The sequence below is a fragment of the Streptomyces sp. TP-A0874 genome (genome assembly GCF_001748085.1).
Lineage (GTDB): Bacteria > Actinomycetota > Actinomycetes > Streptomycetales > Streptomycetaceae > Streptomyces.
In genome coordinates, this window is record NZ_BBZK01000010.1 from 88,983 (window position 1) to 105,785 (window position 16,803).

Genomic DNA, 16,803 nt, shown 5'->3' on the forward strand with positions numbered 1-16,803 from the left:
ATCAGCCGCCGGCGGCCCCGGGGGAGGGCCGCCAGCCGAGCGCCCGGGAGATGCCGAGCGCCGCGACCCGGACGACCGGCACCAGCAGCGGATGCCTGTCCGGTTCCTGGGCGGGGACGACCACCGACACCGCGGCTACCACCTCACCGCGCCGACCGCGCACCGGGGCAGCCACCGAGATCGCGTCGTCGGTGATCTGCCGGTCGCTGACGGCCGCGCCGGTTCGGCGCACCTCGGCCAGGACCCGGCGCAGGGCGGTGGGGTCGGTGACGGTGTAGGGGGTGAAGCCGGTCAGCTCCTCCGCGCAGACGCGTTCCTGCAGTTCGGGGTCGCTGTGGGCCAGCAGGGCGAGGCCGACGCCGGTCGCGTGCAGCGGCCAGCGGGCACCCACCCTGGTGTGCACGTCCACGGCGGCCCGCCCGGAGATGCGCTCGATGTAGACGACCTCCCGGCCGTCCCGCACCGCCAGCTGGACGTTCTCGTGGGTCGCCTCGTAGAGGTCCTCCAGGAACGGCAGCGCCACCTGCCGCAGCCCGAACCCGCGCGGTGCGAGGGCCGCGACCTCCCAGAGCCGCAGGCCGATGGTGTAGGCGCCCGACTCCTCGCGTTCCAGCGCGCCCCAGTCGGTGAGGGTGGCCACCAGCCGGTGGGCGGTGGCCAGCGGCAGCCGGGCCCGAGTGCTGATCTCGGTCAGGGTCAGCGCGGGGTGCCGCTGGTCGAAGGCGCCCAGCACGGCGAGGAGCCGGTGCGCGGAGCGGGCGGGGGGCGGCGCCGCCGGTCGGGAGCGGGACATGCCGGGGCTGGGCGCGGTGTCGAATATGCCGATGGGGATGTCTGCGGACACGATGGCATGCTCCAGGTCGCGGGCCGTGCGGTCAGGCTGCCTCTTCTGTCGGGCCAGCATGCGGCGGAAGGCGCGCGGGGACAATCGGCGGAACGTCCCGACCTCGGTGTGAGCGACGAAGGAGACGGAGGTCGGGTTCGTTGTGGAAGGTGGGAGTGCGGTGTGAGAGTGGGGAAGCGTGGCACCGTGCCGCGGATCGGTTCGGGGAGCGGAGAAGCCGGGTGAACGGGCGCGCAGAGCGGGAACGACGGCGGGGCAGGCGGCTGCCGTGGCCCGCCTCGGACCCCGGCCTGCTGCGGTTGACCGTCGGGCTGCGCACGGTCGGGGCGATGGTGCTCACGCTGGCTCTGCTGGCGCCCTTCCGGCCGTCGGCGCCGCTGCTCGTCGCCGGCGGGCTGACGGCGGTGTTCTCCACCGCGGTGGTACGGGAACCACTGCCCCGCGACCAGGCCGTCACCCTCGCTCTCGGCTTGCCCACCGCCTGCCTGTCGGTCACCGCCGGGACGCTGCTGGCGCCTTACAAGGTGATCGCGGACGCCGTCTTCGTGCTGGTCATCTTCTCCGCGGTGTACGTACGCCGGTTCGGCCAGCGGGGCACGGCGCTGGGGCTGATCGCCTTCCAGCTGTTCTTCGTCTCGCAGTTCATCCAGGCCCGGGCGGAGATACTGCCCGCGCTGTACGGGGTCCTGGTCGCCGCCTTCTCGGCCTGCGCGGTCGTGCGATTCGTGTTGGTCCGTTCCTCTCCGCGGCGGACCCTCACCCGGCTGCTCGGGGCCTTCCAGACTCGGCTGCGGCAGACGGTGGACGCCATGGTGGAGCTGACCGAGCACCCGGAGCAGGCGGCCGGGAACAACCCGCGGGCCCGGGCCGAGCGTCGGCTGCGGCGCCGGGTGGTGCGGCTGCACGAGTGCGCGCTGATGATCCAGGGACGGTTGGATGAAGGCACTCCGGACGCCCCCACGGCCGTCTCCGTGCAGCGCAGGGTGGCCGGGATGGAGATCGCCGCGGAGCGGCTGGTGGCGATCCTGCTCTCCCCCGAACGGCCCCGGCCCACCCCGGTGCTCACCGCGGAGCTGCGCACGCTGCGCGAGGTCGCCGCGGGTGGGGACTGGTTGCAGGGGCTCGACGCCGAGGGGCTGCGGGCCCTTCGGCAGCGGCTGCTGCACTACCGGGAGCACGAGCGGCTGGCCGAGATGCCCGCCCCCGATCGGGAGCCGCTGCGGGCCGCGGGGGAACTGGTCTTCAGCGGGCTGGGGCTGCGGGTGTCGCTGGGCACCGCCGGCAGCGGCCCGGAGGACGACGTACGCACCGCGCAGTACCGGGAGGAGCTGGAGACCGAGGAACTCGGCATGGACACCGGACCGAGGGGGCTGGAGCGGACCACCACCCGGACGGCCTTCCAGGTCACGGTGGGCAGCGCGTTCGCCATCGCCGGCGGCGAACTGCTTTCCACGCAGCGCTGGTACTGGGCCGTGCTCTCCTGCTGGGTGGTCTTCATCAACACCTCGTCCACCGGCGAGATCCTCATCAAGGGCTACCGCCGGCTGGCCGGGACGATCATCGGTGTGGTCGCGGGCGTCGGGCTGACCGGGCTGGTCGCCGGGAACACCTGGCTCACTCTGGCCGCGGTGGTGGTGTGCGTCTTCGCGATGTTCTACACGGCCTCCCTCTCGCACCTCCTGATGTCCTTCTTCACCACGGCGATGCTCGGGCTGCTCTACACGCTGCTGCACACCTACAGCACCGAGGTGTTCATCCTGCGCATCGTGGAGACCGCGCTGGGAGCGGCCTGCGGCCTGTTCGCCGCGCTTTTCGTGCTGCCGGTGCGGACCAGCGAGCAGACCGACGAGCAACTGCGGGAGGTGCTGGAGAAGATGCGCGAGGCGATCGAGGAGGCGGTACGGCGGCTCAGCGGCGAGCAGCCCCGCGAGGAACCCGCTCTCGACCTGCTGGACTGCGTCCACGAGATGAGTCAGGCACTGGACTCCCTGCGCTCCTCCACCGACCCGCTCAGGCACCCGATCAGCCCGCTGCGCACCCGGGGGCAGACCGCGCGCTACCTCGTCCGCCTGCTGGACAGCGCCGGCTACCACGTGCGGGGGTTGGCGGCGACCGCCGAGCAGCTGACCGGCGGCAGCAGGGTGACCCCCGACCCCCGGGTGGCGGAGGCGGCGGCCCGGCTGTCGCGGAACCTCGCGGTCCTGACGGCCCGGCTGGACGGGGAGCGGGAACCGGGAACGGTGGAGGCCGGGGCGGGCCCGATCCCACTCCCCTCCCGGGCGGACGATCCGTCGAACGCGGCCGTCGGTTCCCGCGTGGCACGCCATGTACAGCGGCTGGACGAGATCATCATCGGACTGGCCGAGCCGCTTGAGGTCAGGGTCGGCTGATCCGCACCCGGTAGCCGCCGGAGGCCCGGTCGTGGCCGGTGACCGCGACCGATATGCCCGTCCGCTCGTCGGTCATGCCCTCACCGACGGCGAAGGGGGCGTCGCTCAGCTCGGCGTTCATGTTCGGCTGGTGGCTGCAGCCCCCGCTGTGCGGACTGCTGTCCCGCACGGTGACCGGTCCGTCGCCGCTCTCGGCCCCCGTGTCGATCCAGTAGACGAGGACGCCCGGCTTGCACACCGCCTCGTCGTTGCCCTCCTGGGTGCGGACCTCCAGGGCGTAGCCGGTGGTATCGGTGGCCGGGACGTACACCAGCCTGGTCGCGCGGTGGCGCCCGGAGCGGTCCTCGCCGGCTCCGGACAGCGGGGCTATGGTCCGGGTCTCGTCCCCGCTGCCGTTGACGCAGCTGACCTGCTCGCCGTCGAGCCACCCCAGCCGGCGCTTGTGCCAGCCCAGGACGTCGTTGCCCGGCCCCCAGGTCTCGGACATCAGATCCCAGTGGCCGACCCGGGAGCTGCCGGAGTCCGCGGTGTAGAGGTCCGGCAGCCCGAGGACGTGCGCGTTCTCGTGCGGCAGCACCCGGTAGGCGTTCGCCTTCGCCGTGGCCGAGCCGTCCTCCTGCCGTCCGTAGACGAAGGAGACGTCGCTGAGCGGCACCCCGTCCGCCTTGGGCGCCTCCGTCATCCCGGTGAAGGTGACGGAGAGCACGGTGTGCAGCGCCGAGGGCCCCGCGTTGGGCGTCACCAGCACGTTGAGCAGGTCGTACTTGCCGAAGTCCACCCGGCCCTCGGCGGCCTTGGCGATGTCCCGCACCAGCTTGCGGTAACCGGGGTCGTAGCCGACGCCCCGTTTGATCCCGTACGAGGCGAAGGTGTGCGGCATCCGGATCCAGCTCTTGACCGGCGCCGACGCGCGGTAGTCCAGGGCGCCGTAGGAGCTGGTCCGGTACCACTGGGCGGTCTGGGGGAAGAACTCGGCGAAACGGCCCCGGGCGCTGCCCGCCCCGCGGGCGTCCGGGAAGTCGATCATCAGGGTGAGGGCGCGGAGGGTGCCGGTGCTCCGGCGGTGGCCGGCCTGCCCGCGGATGGCCTCGGACATCCGCACCCCCGGCGCGGGGGAGGGCGAGCAGGTGGCGCGGGCGACGGCGGGCGCCGCGGGCCGGGCCGGCACGGTCGCCGTCGGCCGGGAGGTGGTTGCGACCGACGGCACGACGAGCGCCAGGGCAGTGATCGCGAGCACCGCGGCGGAGCGGCGTGGTCCGCGTATTCGGCGGCATAGCTGCTGCATACGGCTCGCCTTCGGGATCGCCGGCAGCCGTACGGGGTTCGGCTGCACACCGTGCGATCACCCTGGGGCGACACGCCGTGAGGACGCTCGCTGGGTGCATCCGAACGTGCGGAAGGCGTGGTCTGTTGGAGGGCTCCCCGGCCCTCCCGGGTGTGCTGGCCGTCGGGGACTCGGCAACCGACGGACCGGTGCGCGCGGACCACGGCTCGGCCTGGCTCCCCGGGCGGCCTCGGCGGGGCAACCGAAAGGTCGGGCGGCACGTCTTATCGAGAGCGGGCGGGGGCGTGAACAGGGGGCGACAGGGGGTGCCGGAGCCCCGCTCCACCGATCTGATCAGCGGTTCTCCGTGGTTCTCGGACCGCTCACCCCGGTATGCGGCGACGCAGGATACTGCATGATCAGAAAAAGTGGCGGGGCTGATGGGAATTCTGTCCGGATTCCACTCGTTGTCCTCATTGGATCGGGCACCCGGTCGGGTGAACGTCCGCCATAGATTCGCGACCTACTCAGCAAGGGAGCACGCATGGCAACCCGTGCCGTCGCCCGTCAGCCCGCCACCAGCGGAACTGACCGGGCCCGCAGTGTTCGCGCCACTGGCGGGGAGATCGCCGATCGCGACCTGGTCGGCATGTACCTCGACGAAATCGCTCGTACCCCGCTGCTCGACGCCGCCAAGGAGGTCGAGCTGTCCAAGACCATCGAGGCCGGCGTCTACGCCCAGCAGATCCTCGACAAGGAGGTCACGGACACCGACGCGCAGGGGGCGAGCCGCGAGGAACTCCAGGCTATAGCCGCCGCCGGTGAGCGTGCCAAGGATGTCTTCATCCGGTCCAACCTGCGCCTGGTGGTCGCCGTCGCCCGGCGCTACCCGCGCAGTGGTCTGCCGCTGCTCGACCTGATCCAGGAGGGCAACGCCGGCCTGGTCCGGGCAGTGGAGAAGTTCGACTACGCCAAGGGATTCAAGTTCTCCACCTACGCGACGTGGTGGATCCGCCAGGCCATCACCCGTTCCATCGCCGACCAGTCCCGTACGATCCGGCTGCCGGTCCACCTCGTCGAGGAACTCGGCCGGATCCGCCGGGTGCAGCGCGAGTTCAACCGGGAGAACGGCCGTGACCCCGAGCACAGCGAGATCGCGGCCGAGCTGGGGAGCACACCGGGGCGCGTCGGGGACGTGCTGGACTGGGCGCGTGACCCGGTGAGCCTCAACATGTCGGTCGACGACGAGGGCGAGACCCAGTTCGGAGACCTGATCGAGGACACCTCGGAGGCCTCGCCCGAGCAGTCGGTGATGGTGATGCTCCGCCGCGAGGGCCTGGAGGGGCTGCTCGACCGGCTCGACAACCGCACGGCGTCCATCATCAAGATGCGCTACGGCATGGAGGACGGCCGGGAGCGCACCCTCACCGAGGTGGGCAGGGAACACGGTCTGACCCGTGAGCGGATCAGGCAGATCGAGAAGCACGCCTTGGTGGAGCTGAAGAAGATTGCCCACGACACCGGATTCGACGCGGCCGCGTAACCCCGGATGCCGGCTCCCGCGCGGTCGCGCGCGTATCGTGGCGACCGCGGGACAGAAGCCGAGCCCCGACGTCCTTCCCCCCCCCGGACGTCGGGGCTCACCGCTACCTGCGGCCGGGCCTCCGGTGTCCTCGCTCCTCCCGGAGCTCACATGCGGCGTTCCATCGCCTTGAGCGCGGCGTCCTCACTGAGGTAGACCTCGCAGACCGGGCGCCCTCCCGAGGAGAGGCTGTGCTCTACCTCCCAGAGGCTCATCTCGCCCCCGTCGAGGAGCAGGAAGGCGTGCTCGTAGACGGAGAAGCCGGCCACCCGGTCCGGTAGCCGGCAGCGGCGCCGGGTCACCTGGGTGATCTCGTGGGCGAGGGCCGACCGCAGGATCTCGCGGGTCCGCTCGCCCGGCCGGTCGGCGTTCTCCGCCCGCCGCAGCACCCGGCGTGCGTGGTCGGCCGAGTTGTCGGGCACGTAGGCGCGGGGAAGCCGGTGCGGAGCGGTCGCACCGAGCGAGGCGGTGAGGTCGGCTGGCTCGCCGAGCATCTCCTCGCCGGGGAACTGCTCCCCCGGGAACTGCTCAGGGTGTGGCGACGGGGTCGGGAAAGCGTGGAGTCCGTCCGGGGCCCGCAGGCGTGCTGCGGCCGCGTCGGCGGCCTCCCGGCCGAGGTAGACCTCGTGATGGACCTCTCCGCCCGTGCCTATGGTGTGCACCAACTCCCAGAGGGCGGTGTCACTGCCGTCCGGCAGCAGATAGGTGTGGCGGTAGGTGCTGCGGCGGGCCGGGCAGGGCGCCTCGGAGCTGTGGTGACAGGAGTGCAGGTCGGTGTGGCGGGCCAGCGCCGTTCGCAGCCGTCCCACCACGACGGTGGATAGTTCGAAGGGGTTCTGGACACGGGCCAGCAGCCGGTCCGGATGGCCGTCCGGGGTTCCCTCGGGAGGCCAGCCGCCGACATCGCTCTCGCTCCAGTGCTCCATGGGTCCTCGTCGTGTGCGGTCGGGGCGGTGTGCACTCACGGTAGTGTGATCAGCGCTGACCGTATTGGCTGTTTGTGGAATCTGGCCGAAGAGGTGCCGACCGGCGACCGTATCCTGGCCATATGAGTAACGCTCCTGGAACCGGACCGCGCGACCCGGCCGCCGCCCTGGTCTTCGACGACCCGCTTGGCAGGCCCTCGCTCGACGACACCGACGGCGGTTGGGGGGAGCAGCCGACCGGCGGGGCCGACGGCGCCGCCGACCTCGCCCGGTTCCTGGAGGAGAAGCCGCCGCACCATCTGTGAGGGCGGCCCCTCCCTGCCGTTACCGCTGGCGGGGTACGGAGTCGCCACCCTCCGCCCGCTGCGCGAGCAGGGTGTCCCGGATCTCCCGCAGCAGCACGATCTCGGCAGCCTCGGCCTCGGCCTGCTCCTCCTGCTCCTGCCGGAGTCGCGCCGCCCGTCGGGCCAGGTACTTCGACATGGGCAGCACCATCAGGAAGTACACCACCGCGCCGGTGATCAGGAAGCTCAGTGCGGAGCTGAGGATCGACCCCCACATGATCGGGATGCCGCTCACTACCTCGCCCGCCTCGTTGACCTTGCAGGGGGCCCTGAGGCAGGAGCTGTAGTTCTCCAGGTCCTCGGTGCCCAAGGCGCCCACCAGCGGGTTGATCAGGCCCGACACCACGGAGTTGACCACGTTGGTAAAGGCCGCGCCGATGACGACCGCGACCGCCAGGTCGATGACGTTGCCCCGCGTCAGGAAGGCCTTGAAGCCTTCCAGGACGCTCTGTTTCTCCTCGCTCACCGCGATGCCTTCCAAGTCTCCGAGCGGAACCGTTCGTTCCGCAACCTATGGCAGGGTGAGGGGAGAAGGGCCCGATACGCAAAACTACCGGCAACCGCGAACGACTGTCGAACCGTGAACGGCTCCCGAAGCGCCTCCCCGACCGCTTCGACCCAGGCGCCGCCTCGACTCGTGCGCCAACCCGCTGAAGGCCGGCCGTGAGGGACGAATCCCGCCCATCCCGCACCACTCCCAGACCTCTACCCACCGTGCAGCCGCGTCCGATCGCACACCGGACCACCATCTTCCGCATCGCTGAACACACCCCCCAGCAGCAGCCCGCCGGCCAGCAGCAGCGTCACCGCGCCGGCTGCCCGCGGCCCCCAGCCCGCCAGGAACCGCCGCGACCAGCCGTCACCGGCGACCAGCACCGGCTCGAACTCCGGCAACCGCCGGTTGGGGGGAGCCGACCGGACGGGGAGTGGTGGGGAGGAATGGGGGTCGGACACGCCATCACCGCCTGGAGAAGAACAGATTTGCCTGGGCGACACCCAGGTTGCCGTCCATCAGTGCACCTCGCCGAAGGCTGTGGACAAGCGCCCGACTGTGGGTAAGTCCGTCACTCGTTAGGGGGCGCGAGCGAGGAGTAGGCCCATAACGCGGCGTCAAAGTCCATAAGGCCGGCGCAGCGGACGCTGGGGTAGCTCATGGGCGTGAGCCAAGCAGAGCGCTGGTCTGTCGGCGAACGGTTTCCCGCCGAGGTACAGAGAGCGGGGTGGGCTTGGTCCCGGGTTTCCGCACACCGCGAGCCCGTGGGCCCAATACTCGTTCCTCTCGGGTTATACGTGCTGATGGACAGGCCGTCCAGAACGGCGGCCTGCCGATTCGGATGCGTGTTGGGTGACCCTGCCGTCGTAGTCATACCTGCATGTCGCGGGTCGTTGACTCGTATGGCTCAGCCCCGCCTCGCAGGCGGTCAGGCGAACCGCCCCGCTGAGTAGCCAGCCTTCGGGGCAGGGACGGTACGGGCGTCGGCGGTAGACGTTGCGCAGTCCTGTCCATCGGAAAGCCGTGCGTCGCACCCGCACCAGGTCGCACAAGGAGGCGGTCGAAAAGGAGGGTGGGGCGTCTCAGTCGAGACTGCCAGACAGAGCCTCATGGGGCCGACGTAAGCGTCCTGCCTTCGGCGACCGTTTCATCCGGTCCGCGGTACCCCGCACAGGGCGAGCAGGTCGTCCATCATGTTCTCAAACAGAGGCAGGTAGGTATCGAAGGATGAGGAGAGGTGCCCGTAGACGGCCATGCACAGCAGGCCGTAGATCTGACGCCAGCAGGCGAGCATGACCATGGCAACCCCCGCTGGATACTCGTGCTGCATGAGCCGCCCGTAGTGGGTTACCTGCTTCCGAAGCTGCGGCTCTATGTCTTCGTCCGAGGGATAGGACAAGATTCCCCTGCGCCAAAGCTCGGCAAAGGTTTGACCGAACAGGCCACCCAGGTCCCGGATCAGCACATGGTCGACTTGGTGCCCCGAGGAGGCCAGGCGCGCGTAACCGGCACCCATGAGGAGGTCGAACTCGCCGGGGTTGGTGATCGACCAGTCCAGCACTGCACGGGTCGCCGCGTAGAGCTGGCCGCCGAAGTCCTCCGGGGCGGAAGCAGCCGCCGCCTTCGCCACGGCAGCGACCAGATCCTGGGTGACGGCCTCGTAGACGGCCAGGGTCAGATCCGCCTTCCCTCCCTTGAAATGCCGGTAGAGCGCGGGGGGTGTCACCCCCACGGATCGTGCGACCGCGGACAGGCTGAGAGCGTCGGCGCCCTGCGACGCGATGAGTCGGCGTGCCGCACCGATCGCGTCACGCCGCAGCTCCGCCTTCAACCGCTCGCGGCGGGACTGGTGCTGATCACGCTCCCCCTGGGGGGACGGGCGCATGGTCACCTCTCTGATGCTCCGACTTCATCCCTTTACCTTCAGGACCGGTACCGACCGTCGTGGAACCGCCCGCGTCTGGGTGTAGCAGGCCCAGCACATCACATGGCGAGGGGGCAGGCTGCGGGTGGTTTCCACCGCGCGCCGACCGCCTCCCAGCATCGCTGACAGTGACCGCAGCCCTGCCCGATTGCCCCAGACTGCTCATCGGGTCCGGGTACCCGGCCTGCTGCGGTGCTCTCGCATCGTCGAAGTGCCGTAGAGCGCCCCTGGTTGTGGCTCCGACCCTGCGAACCACGTCCGCAACGGTTCCGCTGCTCCGGTTCTTCGCGACGGTGACCTCGCGGGTCCCGCCGGAACCGTTCGGAGTTGCTCCTTGAGCAACTCGTGCCGCGCCATCGCCGGATGGAGGCCGCCGGCGGCGAGTCGGTTGGACGTCTCGTCCACCTCCTCGTTTCATACGACCGGTCACCACACGGCCCGCTTCCGATGTGCCCTCCCCTGTTCCCCATGTCGAACTGCGCTGCCCACCCGGGGGGCGTGCAGTAGCGCTTGGCGGCGCGCACGACACCGCCTTCGCCAGGGGGCTTGCTTTGATCACGCGACTACTGGGTTAATGGTCTTCACTGTGGAAAGTGGCTTCGCTTTTAGGTGGCCGCTCGAGCATCTCGCGGTCGTGCCCGTCGATCGGCGGACAGCGGGTTCCGTCAACCATCACACCTGATCGGAATGGTGATGAATCCTGAAACCCTGACGCTCTTACAGAACGGAGCGACGACCCTGGTGGGCCTCATGGTGACCGATGCCTGGAAGCAAGTCCGGCAGCGGGCGGCCCGGATGCTCGGTGGCCGGGAGGGGGACGCCGGCTTCGAGTCCGCGCTCAGTCGGCTCGACGAGTCTCGTACCGAGGTGCTCGTGGCTCGAGCGGAGGGCGATACGCAAGGTCTCGCCGATATCGAGGGCGAGTGGCGTAGACGGTTGCGCCGGTTGCTGGCCTCCAATCCGGCTGTCGCCGAGGAACTCAGATCGATCGTCGAGGAGTACGCCCCGGCCCTGCCGCCTGCCCAGGGCGGTGACTCCGTCAGGATCAGCGGGAGTTTTTACCACTCCCCCGTGATCGGCCAGGGCACTCAATACATCAACACCGTCCCGCTCCCGCCGCGCCAGGAGGGACCGTGAATGCGGAGCACGTGTCGGTTGACGGCGTCTTCTCCGGGTCTAGCGTGCTGGGGCAGGGCGTACAGCACGTTCACCACACCTACCACCTTCATGCCCCACTTCCGGCAGTCCGCCCACAGGGCCCCGCGGCCCTCGCGTCTCGTGACTACGCGGCCGCCGCGGAGGCATTCCGCGCCCTGCTGCTGAAGCAGCCCGTCGATGCGTCGGCCCACTTCGGGCTGGCGCTCGCCCTCTTGGGCGGCCGGCATCCGTGTCGATGCAGTGTTCGGGTCCTGGAGCGTGTCACCGCGTCTCTGAGGAGCGCTGTCACCGCCGCCCCAGGCCACCGTGCCGCGCGTCTGGCCCTGCTGCTGATCCGGGATGCGGAGCTGAGCCGCTGGGGTCGTCAGCGCCGAAGGCTGACCCGGGAGGACCGGAGGCTCCTCACCAGGATCGCCCCGGCATCCGCCCGGGAACTGGCCACTCACATCCCGGCCGTGGAGAGCATTCTTTGGCAGGAACTGCAGAAGCGCGCGGCAGACGACACGGCGAGTAGCTCCGGACGCTCACGCCGTCACCGCTCCCTGACCGAACCGAAGTCCGGCGCGCCCTCCGGTGAGCCCGCCCGGTCGCCGGACGCCCGCCGTACGGCGACTGCTGGCGGTGCCGAGCCGTCCGCCACATCCAGGCCGCTGGCGCGCCGTCGTTCGGCGTCCCCCCGTGGTCGCAGGAGGACGTCATGACGCCCGCGAGACTCGCGGCAGCCGAAGTGCGCAAGTACTTCGTGGACGCGCCCGATCCTGCCGTCCTCCACCAGGCGGAGGCCGGGCTTCGCGCCGCCGAGGAACTGCTCAGCCGCTCAAGCGATCTGTCTGCGATCCACAAGAGGCGGCAGACTGAGCGGGGGCTGTTCCTCGGAGGTGCCGGCCTGTGCCTCGTTCTCCTGATTCCCGCGTCAGGTGGATCGTTCATTCCGTTGGCGCTGTTGTCGCCCTTCCTGACCATGGGCTTCATCGCCCTGGTCGTCTGCGCTTTCGTGGTTCCCCAGAACAGAGCGCGACGGGCAGAGGAAGCGGCGCGGCAGTCGGTCTTGGCAGCCGAGTACGCGCGAGGGCAGTGGTCCGCCGTCCGGGACGACTACTACCGGCAACTGAGCCTGGCCGAGCCCAAGCCCAGTGATAGCCAAATGGACTTGACTCTCATTCATGACATCGCCGGGCTGCGCTCCCGCGCCATGCGGAGCCTGGCCCTGGTACCCCAGGACCTGGTGCGTCCGTCCCGCCCCGGCTCGCCGGACGATCTGGACTGGTCGCCGTTCAATTCAAACAATCCGCAGGACCCGTTCATCGTGTACGGCCCCGCTTACGGAGAGGGCTTTCCCGTGTCCTCGGCGATGGGAGCGGACGGCCGCCGACGCTACGGGCGCTACTCGATCATGGTCATCTGCACCACTCGGTATCACCTGGCCGTGTACCGCTGCGTCCTGGACTTCTTCACTGGGCAGCTCAACAGCGAAAGCACGGTGGAGATGCATTACCAGGACGTGGTCTCGGTGCGGACCCATTCCGACCCCGACTCGGGACGACGGATCATCGTGGAACCGCGCCCGTCACAGCGACACCTGTTCCCACCGGGCACCGAGCGCTACTTCGAGCTGGTGGTCTCCAGCGGGACCACGCTGCGTATGGTCACCGGCCTGAACAACCGGGAGGCCGCGGCTTTCCGCCGCAGCGGCGCGGAGGGGCTCGTGCACCAGGGCGGTGAGCCGGACTTTCAGGCTGTCGCTGACGCCGTACGCATGATGCTCCGAGAGAAGAAGGGCGGGGTGGACGGGCCCGAACTGGTCCCCTGAGCTGGGCTCGCGGTGGGGAGCGGAACCGTGCCGTGGGGTATGCGATCCCGCACGGCACTTCGTGGGACACGACGGAAGGCCAGCTGGCGGCGGGAGGGCCCGCGCCCGCACCATCCGCCCGGCAACAGCAAACCGCCCACCCGGCAACAGCGAACCGCCCGCCAGGCGGCACACACCCCGGCGCGCCCCGCCCCTCGCCGGAGCAGGCCGCGCGGCGGCGGCGGTCAGGCCGCCGAAGTGCCGCCCGAGGAGGACGTGGAACCGGCCGAGGACGTCTTGGTCGGGGTGGAGGAGGAAGATCCCGAGGAGGAGCCGGAGTCGCTGCCCGAGGAGGAGCTGCCGGTGTCCGATCCACCGTTCGGCGTGGTGGTCTTCTTCGAGCCGTCACCGCTCGAGGACGAGCTGCGGCTGTCCGTCCGGTAGAAGCCGGAGCCCTTGAAGACGACACCGACCGCCGAGAACACCTTGCGCAGGCGCCCCGCACAGCCGGGGCACTCGGTGAGCGCCTCGTCGGTGAACTTCTGCACCGCCTCAAGTGCTTCTCCGCACTCGGTGCACTGGTACTGATAGGTCGGCACTTGCTTCCTCCTGGCACTCTCATTGGGGGAGTGCTAACTCGGGTCCATCTTGCAGTATCCGGCGGGATCAGTCCACTGCGGCGGCCCGATGGTGATCCAGGCCATCCGCCGCCAAGGCCGCCGCCACCGCCGCGGAGCCGCCCCTACCGGCGTCCGGCCTGCTCCCGGGTGCCCTGCTGGTCGGTGGCCCCCCGGCGCTCGTCGGCCCGGTGCTCGCCGGCCCGGTGCTCGCCGGCCCCATGGACGTCGGACCCGTGGTTGGAGTCAGCCCGCCCCGGACGGCCCGGCCCGGTCGCCACCGTGGTGCTCGTCGATCCGGTCGCCAGTCGGCCCCGTAGCGTCACCACCGTCACCAGCGCCAGCACCGTGCCGACCATCGGCACCAGGAAGCCGGCGCTCGCCCCGAAGCCGTCCACCAGCCTGCCGGCCACCGTGACCGCCGCAGCCTGCCCCAGCGCGACGGAGCCGGTCAGCCAGGTGAAGGCCTCCGTCCGGGCGCCTTCCGGAACCAGCGAGTCCACCAGCGAGAAGCCGGAGATCAGCGCCGGCGCGATGGCGAGCCCCACCAGCAGCCCGAGCAGTCCGAGCACCGGGATGGTGCCCGCCGCCCAGAGCGTGGAGGCGAGCAGCGCCAGCGCGGTGTACGCCACGATCAGCCGCCGCTGCGCCGAGACCCGCCAGGCGATGACGCCGCAGCCGATGCCAGCCAGCATGTTCCCGGCGGCGAAGACCCCGTAGAGCACGCCGGTCATCCCCGGCTCCCCGGCCTCCTGGGCGAAGGCGGTCAGTGAGACCTGCATCCCGCCGAAGACCGAGCCGATCCCGAGGAAGACCACTGCCAGCACCGGAACCCCGCGGGTGCCGAGGGCCGACGGGGGACGGCCCCCGCCCGCTCCACCGGATCCGGTGGTCTTCCGGCCGCGCCCGCGGCCCGCGGCGACCTGGGGCTGGGAGCGCCGCTGCGCCGCGAAGAGCAGACCGCCGAGGACGGTGAGCAGCCCCTCGGCGCCGAGCCCGGCCGCCGGATGGACGCCGGTGCACAGCGCGGTGGCCAGTACCGGCCCCACGACGAAGGTGAACTCGTCGGTCACCGACTCGAAAGCCGCCGCCGTCGACAGCAGCGGGGAGGGGGCTCCGGTCCGCCCGCCGTCCGGACCCGCCAGTCTCGCCGCCCACCGGGCGCGGACCATCGGGCTGATCTGCGGTACCGAGGCGCCGGCCGGGACAGCGGCGGCGAACAGCGCCCACAGCGGGGCGTCGGCCAGCGCGAGCGCAGCCAGCAGCCCGACGGCCGCCGCGTGCACGGGCGCCCCCGGCAGCAGGACCGCGGCCTGTCCGAACCGGTCCACCAGCCGGCCGGCGAGCGGGGCGAAGAGCGCCGTGGAGACGCCGGTCACGGCGGCGACGGCGCCGGCCGAGCCGTAGGAGCCGGTGGTGTGGTCGACCAGCAGCACGATGCTGATGGTGAGCATGGCGAAGGGCTGCCGGGCGGCGAAGCCGGGCAGCACGAAGGACCACACACCGGGGGTGCGAAGCAGTTGCCCGTAGCCGGGCCGTTCAGTGACCGTGGACGCCACGGCCGTGCCTTTCCGCCGCCTGGTAGCGCTCCGGCGGTCGTTTCCGCGGGGCGCCGAGAACTGTCCTCTCGCGCCGAACCGGGGTAGATACCGGGCCCGCGCATCCGGGGCCGCGGCCGCCGTACGGTCGCGCCAGCTCTGCTTCAGGCAGAGAGGTGGAGATGTCTTGCCGAAGACACTCTACCGGGAACCGGACCGAATGCCTCCGGCGGAACCCGGCCGTTCCGAAACCCCCTGCCGATCAGCCGCTGGTGCCCAGCCAGCCGGCCAGCTTCCCGCTCTGGGCGATCGCCCGCAGCCGCTTCTCGACCGCCTCGCGCACCGGGTCGGTGGCCACCACCAGCAGTTCGTCGCCGTACCGCAGGACCGTGGTCGGCCCGGGGACGAAGCTCTGGCCGTCCCGTACCACCAGGGTCACCGCCGAGCCGGTGGGCAGCCGGAGTTCGCCGATCTCCACGCCGTTGATCCGGGAGCCGGGGGGAACGGAGACCGACAGCAGGTGCCCGTGGAGCCGCTCCAGCGGGGCGGACTCGATGCCGAGGTCGGCCGGTTTCTCCTCCTCGCCGAGGCGCAGCCGGCGCGCGAGCCAGGGCAGGGTGGGGCCCTGCACGAGCGTGTAGACGATCACCAGTACGAAGACGATGTTGAAGATCCGCCCGCTCCCCGGGACGTCGCCGACCATCGGGATCGTCGCCAGCACGATGGGGACCGCGCCGCGCAGCCCCGCCCAGGACATCAGGGCCTGCTCCCGCCAGTTCATCCGGAACGGCAGCAGGCTCACGACGACCTCCAACGGCCGGGCGACCAGCGTCAGCACCAGTCCCACGATCACCGCGGGGCCGATGTCGTCGATGAGGTCGTGCGGGGTGACCAGCAGTCCGAGGAGGACGAACATGCCGATCTGGGCGATCCAGCCGAGTCCGTCGGCGAAGCCCCGGGTGGCCGGCCAGTGCGGGAGTTTGGCGTTGCCCAGGATGAGCGCCGCTAGGTAGACGGCGAGGAAGCCGCTGCCGTGGACTAGGGCCCCGGCCGCGTAGGCGGTCACCGCGATGGCCATCACCGCGATCGGGTAGAGCCCGGAGGCCGGCAGCGCGACCCGCCGCAGACCGTAGGCGCCGAGACAGCCCACGGCCAGCCCGATGGCCGCGCCGATCGCCAACTCCAGGGCGATCTCACCGATCAGCACGTACCAGTGGCTCACCGGTCCGGCCGCGGAGAAGGCGACCACCAGGATGACGACCGGGGCGTCGTTGAACCCCGACTCGGCCTCCAGCACCCCGGTGAGGCGCCGGGGCAGCGGCACCCGCCGGAGCACGGAGAAGACCGCGGCGGCGTCGGTCGAGGACACCACCGCGCCGATGATCAGCGACTGCCGCCAGTCCAGCCCGACGAGGTAGTGCCCGCCCGCCGCGGTGACCCCCACGCTCACCGCGACACCGAGGGTGGACAGCACCGCGGCGGCCGGCAGCGCCGGCTTGATCTCCTCCCACTTGGTGCTCAGGCCGCCCTCCGCCAGGATCACCACCAGAGCGGCGTAGCCGATCACTTGGGTGAGCTCGACGTCGGTGAAGGCGACGCCGATGCCGTCCGAGCCGATGGCGACCCCGATCCCGAGGTAGATGAGCAGGCTCGGGAGGCCGCTCCGGGAGGAGAGCCGCACCGCACCGACCGCGGTGAGCAGCACGACGGAGCAGACCAGGAGCAGTTCGTTGAGATGCTGGACAGTCAGGGGCCGGGCCTTTCTCGCGAATCGACCGGAACATTCCGCCTGGCCGACCAGAACTTCATTGCCTTACCTAATATTTTACGGGTTCTTGACGGCCTCCGGTTGCCGATCGGGTCAGCAGGTGCGGACGGACCGCCGTTCGGACTGTTGATGACGCGGTGTGAACCTCCCCCCGGCGCTCCGCCTA

At 70.8% G+C, this 16,803-nt stretch carries 13 protein-coding genes and 1 pseudogene; 5 read left to right on the top strand and 9 right to left on the bottom strand.

All coding sequences use genetic code 11. From position 1 onward, the window contains the following. Position 1 precedes the first annotated feature (1 nt). Positions 2-793, bottom strand: a complete 792-nt coding sequence (locus BGP73_RS17685; RefSeq protein WP_069816302.1) for an IclR family transcriptional regulator — start codon at positions 791-793, stop codon at positions 2-4. Positions 794-1,065: 272 nt separating this feature from the next. Here BGP73_RS17685 and BGP73_RS17690 point away from each other — a divergent pair, with 272 nt between their 5' ends. Then, positions 1,066-3,234: an FUSC family protein gene (locus tag BGP73_RS17690; RefSeq protein WP_069816055.1), complete on the top strand. Its 2,169-nt coding sequence runs from the start codon at positions 1,066-1,068 to the stop codon at positions 3,232-3,234. Here the strand turns inward: BGP73_RS17690 and BGP73_RS17695 are convergent. After that, a complete protein-coding gene (locus BGP73_RS17695) occupies positions 3,221-4,519 on the bottom strand; it encodes a M6 family metalloprotease domain-containing protein (protein ID WP_069816304.1) in 1,299 nt (432 codons plus the stop codon). The two genes, BGP73_RS17690 and BGP73_RS17695, sit on opposite strands and share 14 nt — an antisense overlap. A gap of 523 nt (positions 4,520-5,042) precedes the next feature. Here BGP73_RS17695 and BGP73_RS17700 point away from each other — a divergent pair. Next, entirely contained in the window at positions 5,043-6,041 is a 999-nt protein-coding gene (locus tag BGP73_RS17700; RefSeq protein WP_069816056.1) for a sigma-70 family RNA polymerase sigma factor, read from the top strand. Positions 6,042-6,187: 146 nt separating this feature from the next. Here BGP73_RS17700 and BGP73_RS17705 read toward each other — a convergent pair whose 3' ends face one another. Then, positions 6,188-7,006 carry a DUF6227 family protein gene (locus tag BGP73_RS17705; protein ID WP_069816058.1) on the bottom strand — a complete coding sequence of 273 codons (819 nt, stop codon included), beginning with the start codon at positions 7,004-7,006 and terminating at the stop codon, positions 6,188-6,190. A 122-nt stretch (positions 7,007-7,128) separates the two neighbouring features. Here BGP73_RS17705 and BGP73_RS17710 point away from each other — a divergent pair, with 122 nt between their 5' ends. Further along, entirely contained in the window at positions 7,129-7,311 is a 183-nt protein-coding gene (locus BGP73_RS17710) for a hypothetical protein (protein WP_069816060.1), read from the top strand. A gap of 19 nt (positions 7,312-7,330) precedes the next feature. Here BGP73_RS17710 and mscL read toward each other — a convergent pair whose 3' ends face one another. The 3 genes from mscL to BGP73_RS17720 form a co-directional block, all read right to left on the bottom strand. Further along, complete coding sequence (gene mscL, locus BGP73_RS17715; protein ID WP_069816306.1) at positions 7,331-7,816, bottom strand: large conductance mechanosensitive channel protein MscL; 486 nt, start codon at positions 7,814-7,816, stop codon at positions 7,331-7,333. 239 nt (positions 7,817-8,055) lie between these two features. After that, positions 8,056-8,304 carry a hypothetical protein gene (locus BGP73_RS22925; protein WP_139134581.1) on the bottom strand — a complete coding sequence of 83 codons (249 nt, stop codon included), beginning with the start codon at positions 8,302-8,304 and terminating at the stop codon, positions 8,056-8,058. Positions 8,305-8,990: 686 nt separating this feature from the next. Then, positions 8,991-9,728 (bottom strand): TetR/AcrR family transcriptional regulator, encoded by a 738-nt coding sequence (locus tag BGP73_RS17720; RefSeq protein ID WP_069816308.1) that lies wholly within the window; start codon positions 9,726-9,728, stop codon positions 8,991-8,993. Between the two features lie 732 nt (positions 9,729-10,460). Between BGP73_RS17720 and BGP73_RS17725 the strand changes: the two genes are divergently transcribed. Further along, a complete protein-coding gene (locus BGP73_RS17725; RefSeq protein ID WP_069816062.1) occupies positions 10,461-10,904 on the top strand; it encodes a hypothetical protein in 444 nt (147 codons plus the stop codon). Between the two features lie 718 nt (positions 10,905-11,622). Next, complete coding sequence (locus tag BGP73_RS17735; protein WP_069816066.1) at positions 11,623-12,735, top strand: hypothetical protein; 1,113 nt, start codon at positions 11,623-11,625, stop codon at positions 12,733-12,735. A 224-nt stretch (positions 12,736-12,959) separates the two neighbouring features. Here BGP73_RS17735 and BGP73_RS22265 read toward each other — a convergent pair whose 3' ends face one another. The 3 genes and pseudogenes from BGP73_RS22265 to BGP73_RS17750 all read right to left on the bottom strand — a co-directional run bounded on the left by BGP73_RS22265 (position 12,960) and on the right by BGP73_RS17750 (position 16,670). After that, positions 12,960-13,313 (bottom strand): FmdB family zinc ribbon protein, encoded by a 354-nt coding sequence (locus tag BGP73_RS22265; RefSeq protein ID WP_079127630.1) that lies wholly within the window; start codon positions 13,311-13,313, stop codon positions 12,960-12,962. A gap of 281 nt (positions 13,314-13,594) precedes the next feature. Then, positions 13,595-14,890 (bottom strand): annotated as a pseudogene (locus BGP73_RS17745) (MFS transporter); the annotation flags it as partial. Positions 14,891-15,131: 241 nt separating this feature from the next. Beyond that, the gene (locus BGP73_RS17750) at positions 15,132-16,670 is read right to left on the bottom strand and encodes a potassium/proton antiporter (protein ID WP_079127632.1); all 1,539 of its coding nucleotides are present in this window, start codon (positions 16,668-16,670) and stop codon (positions 15,132-15,134) included. Between the last annotated feature and the right edge of the window lie 133 nt (positions 16,671-16,803).

Excerpts from the sequence above, each read along its gene's own strand:
- BGP73_RS17685 (WP_069816302.1), bottom strand. The coding sequence starts at position 793 with ATGTCCCGCTCCCGACCGGCGGCGCCGCCCCCCGCCCGCTCCGCGCAC.
- BGP73_RS17695 (WP_069816304.1), bottom strand. The coding sequence starts at position 4,519 with ATGCAGCAGCTATGCCGCCGAATACGCGGACCACGCCGCTCCGCCGCG.
- BGP73_RS17700 (WP_069816056.1), top strand. The coding sequence starts at position 5,043 with ATGGCAACCCGTGCCGTCGCCCGTCAGCCCGCCACCAGCGGAACTGAC.
- BGP73_RS17705 (WP_069816058.1), bottom strand. The coding sequence starts at position 7,006 with ATGGAGCACTGGAGCGAGAGCGATGTCGGCGGCTGGCCTCCCGAGGGA.
- BGP73_RS17710 (WP_069816060.1), top strand. The coding sequence starts at position 7,129 with ATGAGTAACGCTCCTGGAACCGGACCGCGCGACCCGGCCGCCGCCCTG.
- BGP73_RS17720 (WP_069816308.1), bottom strand. The coding sequence starts at position 9,728 with ATGCGCCCGTCCCCCCAGGGGGAGCGTGATCAGCACCAGTCCCGCCGC.
- BGP73_RS17725 (WP_069816062.1), top strand. The coding sequence starts at position 10,461 with ATGAATCCTGAAACCCTGACGCTCTTACAGAACGGAGCGACGACCCTG.
- BGP73_RS17735 (WP_069816066.1), top strand. The coding sequence starts at position 11,623 with ATGACGCCCGCGAGACTCGCGGCAGCCGAAGTGCGCAAGTACTTCGTG.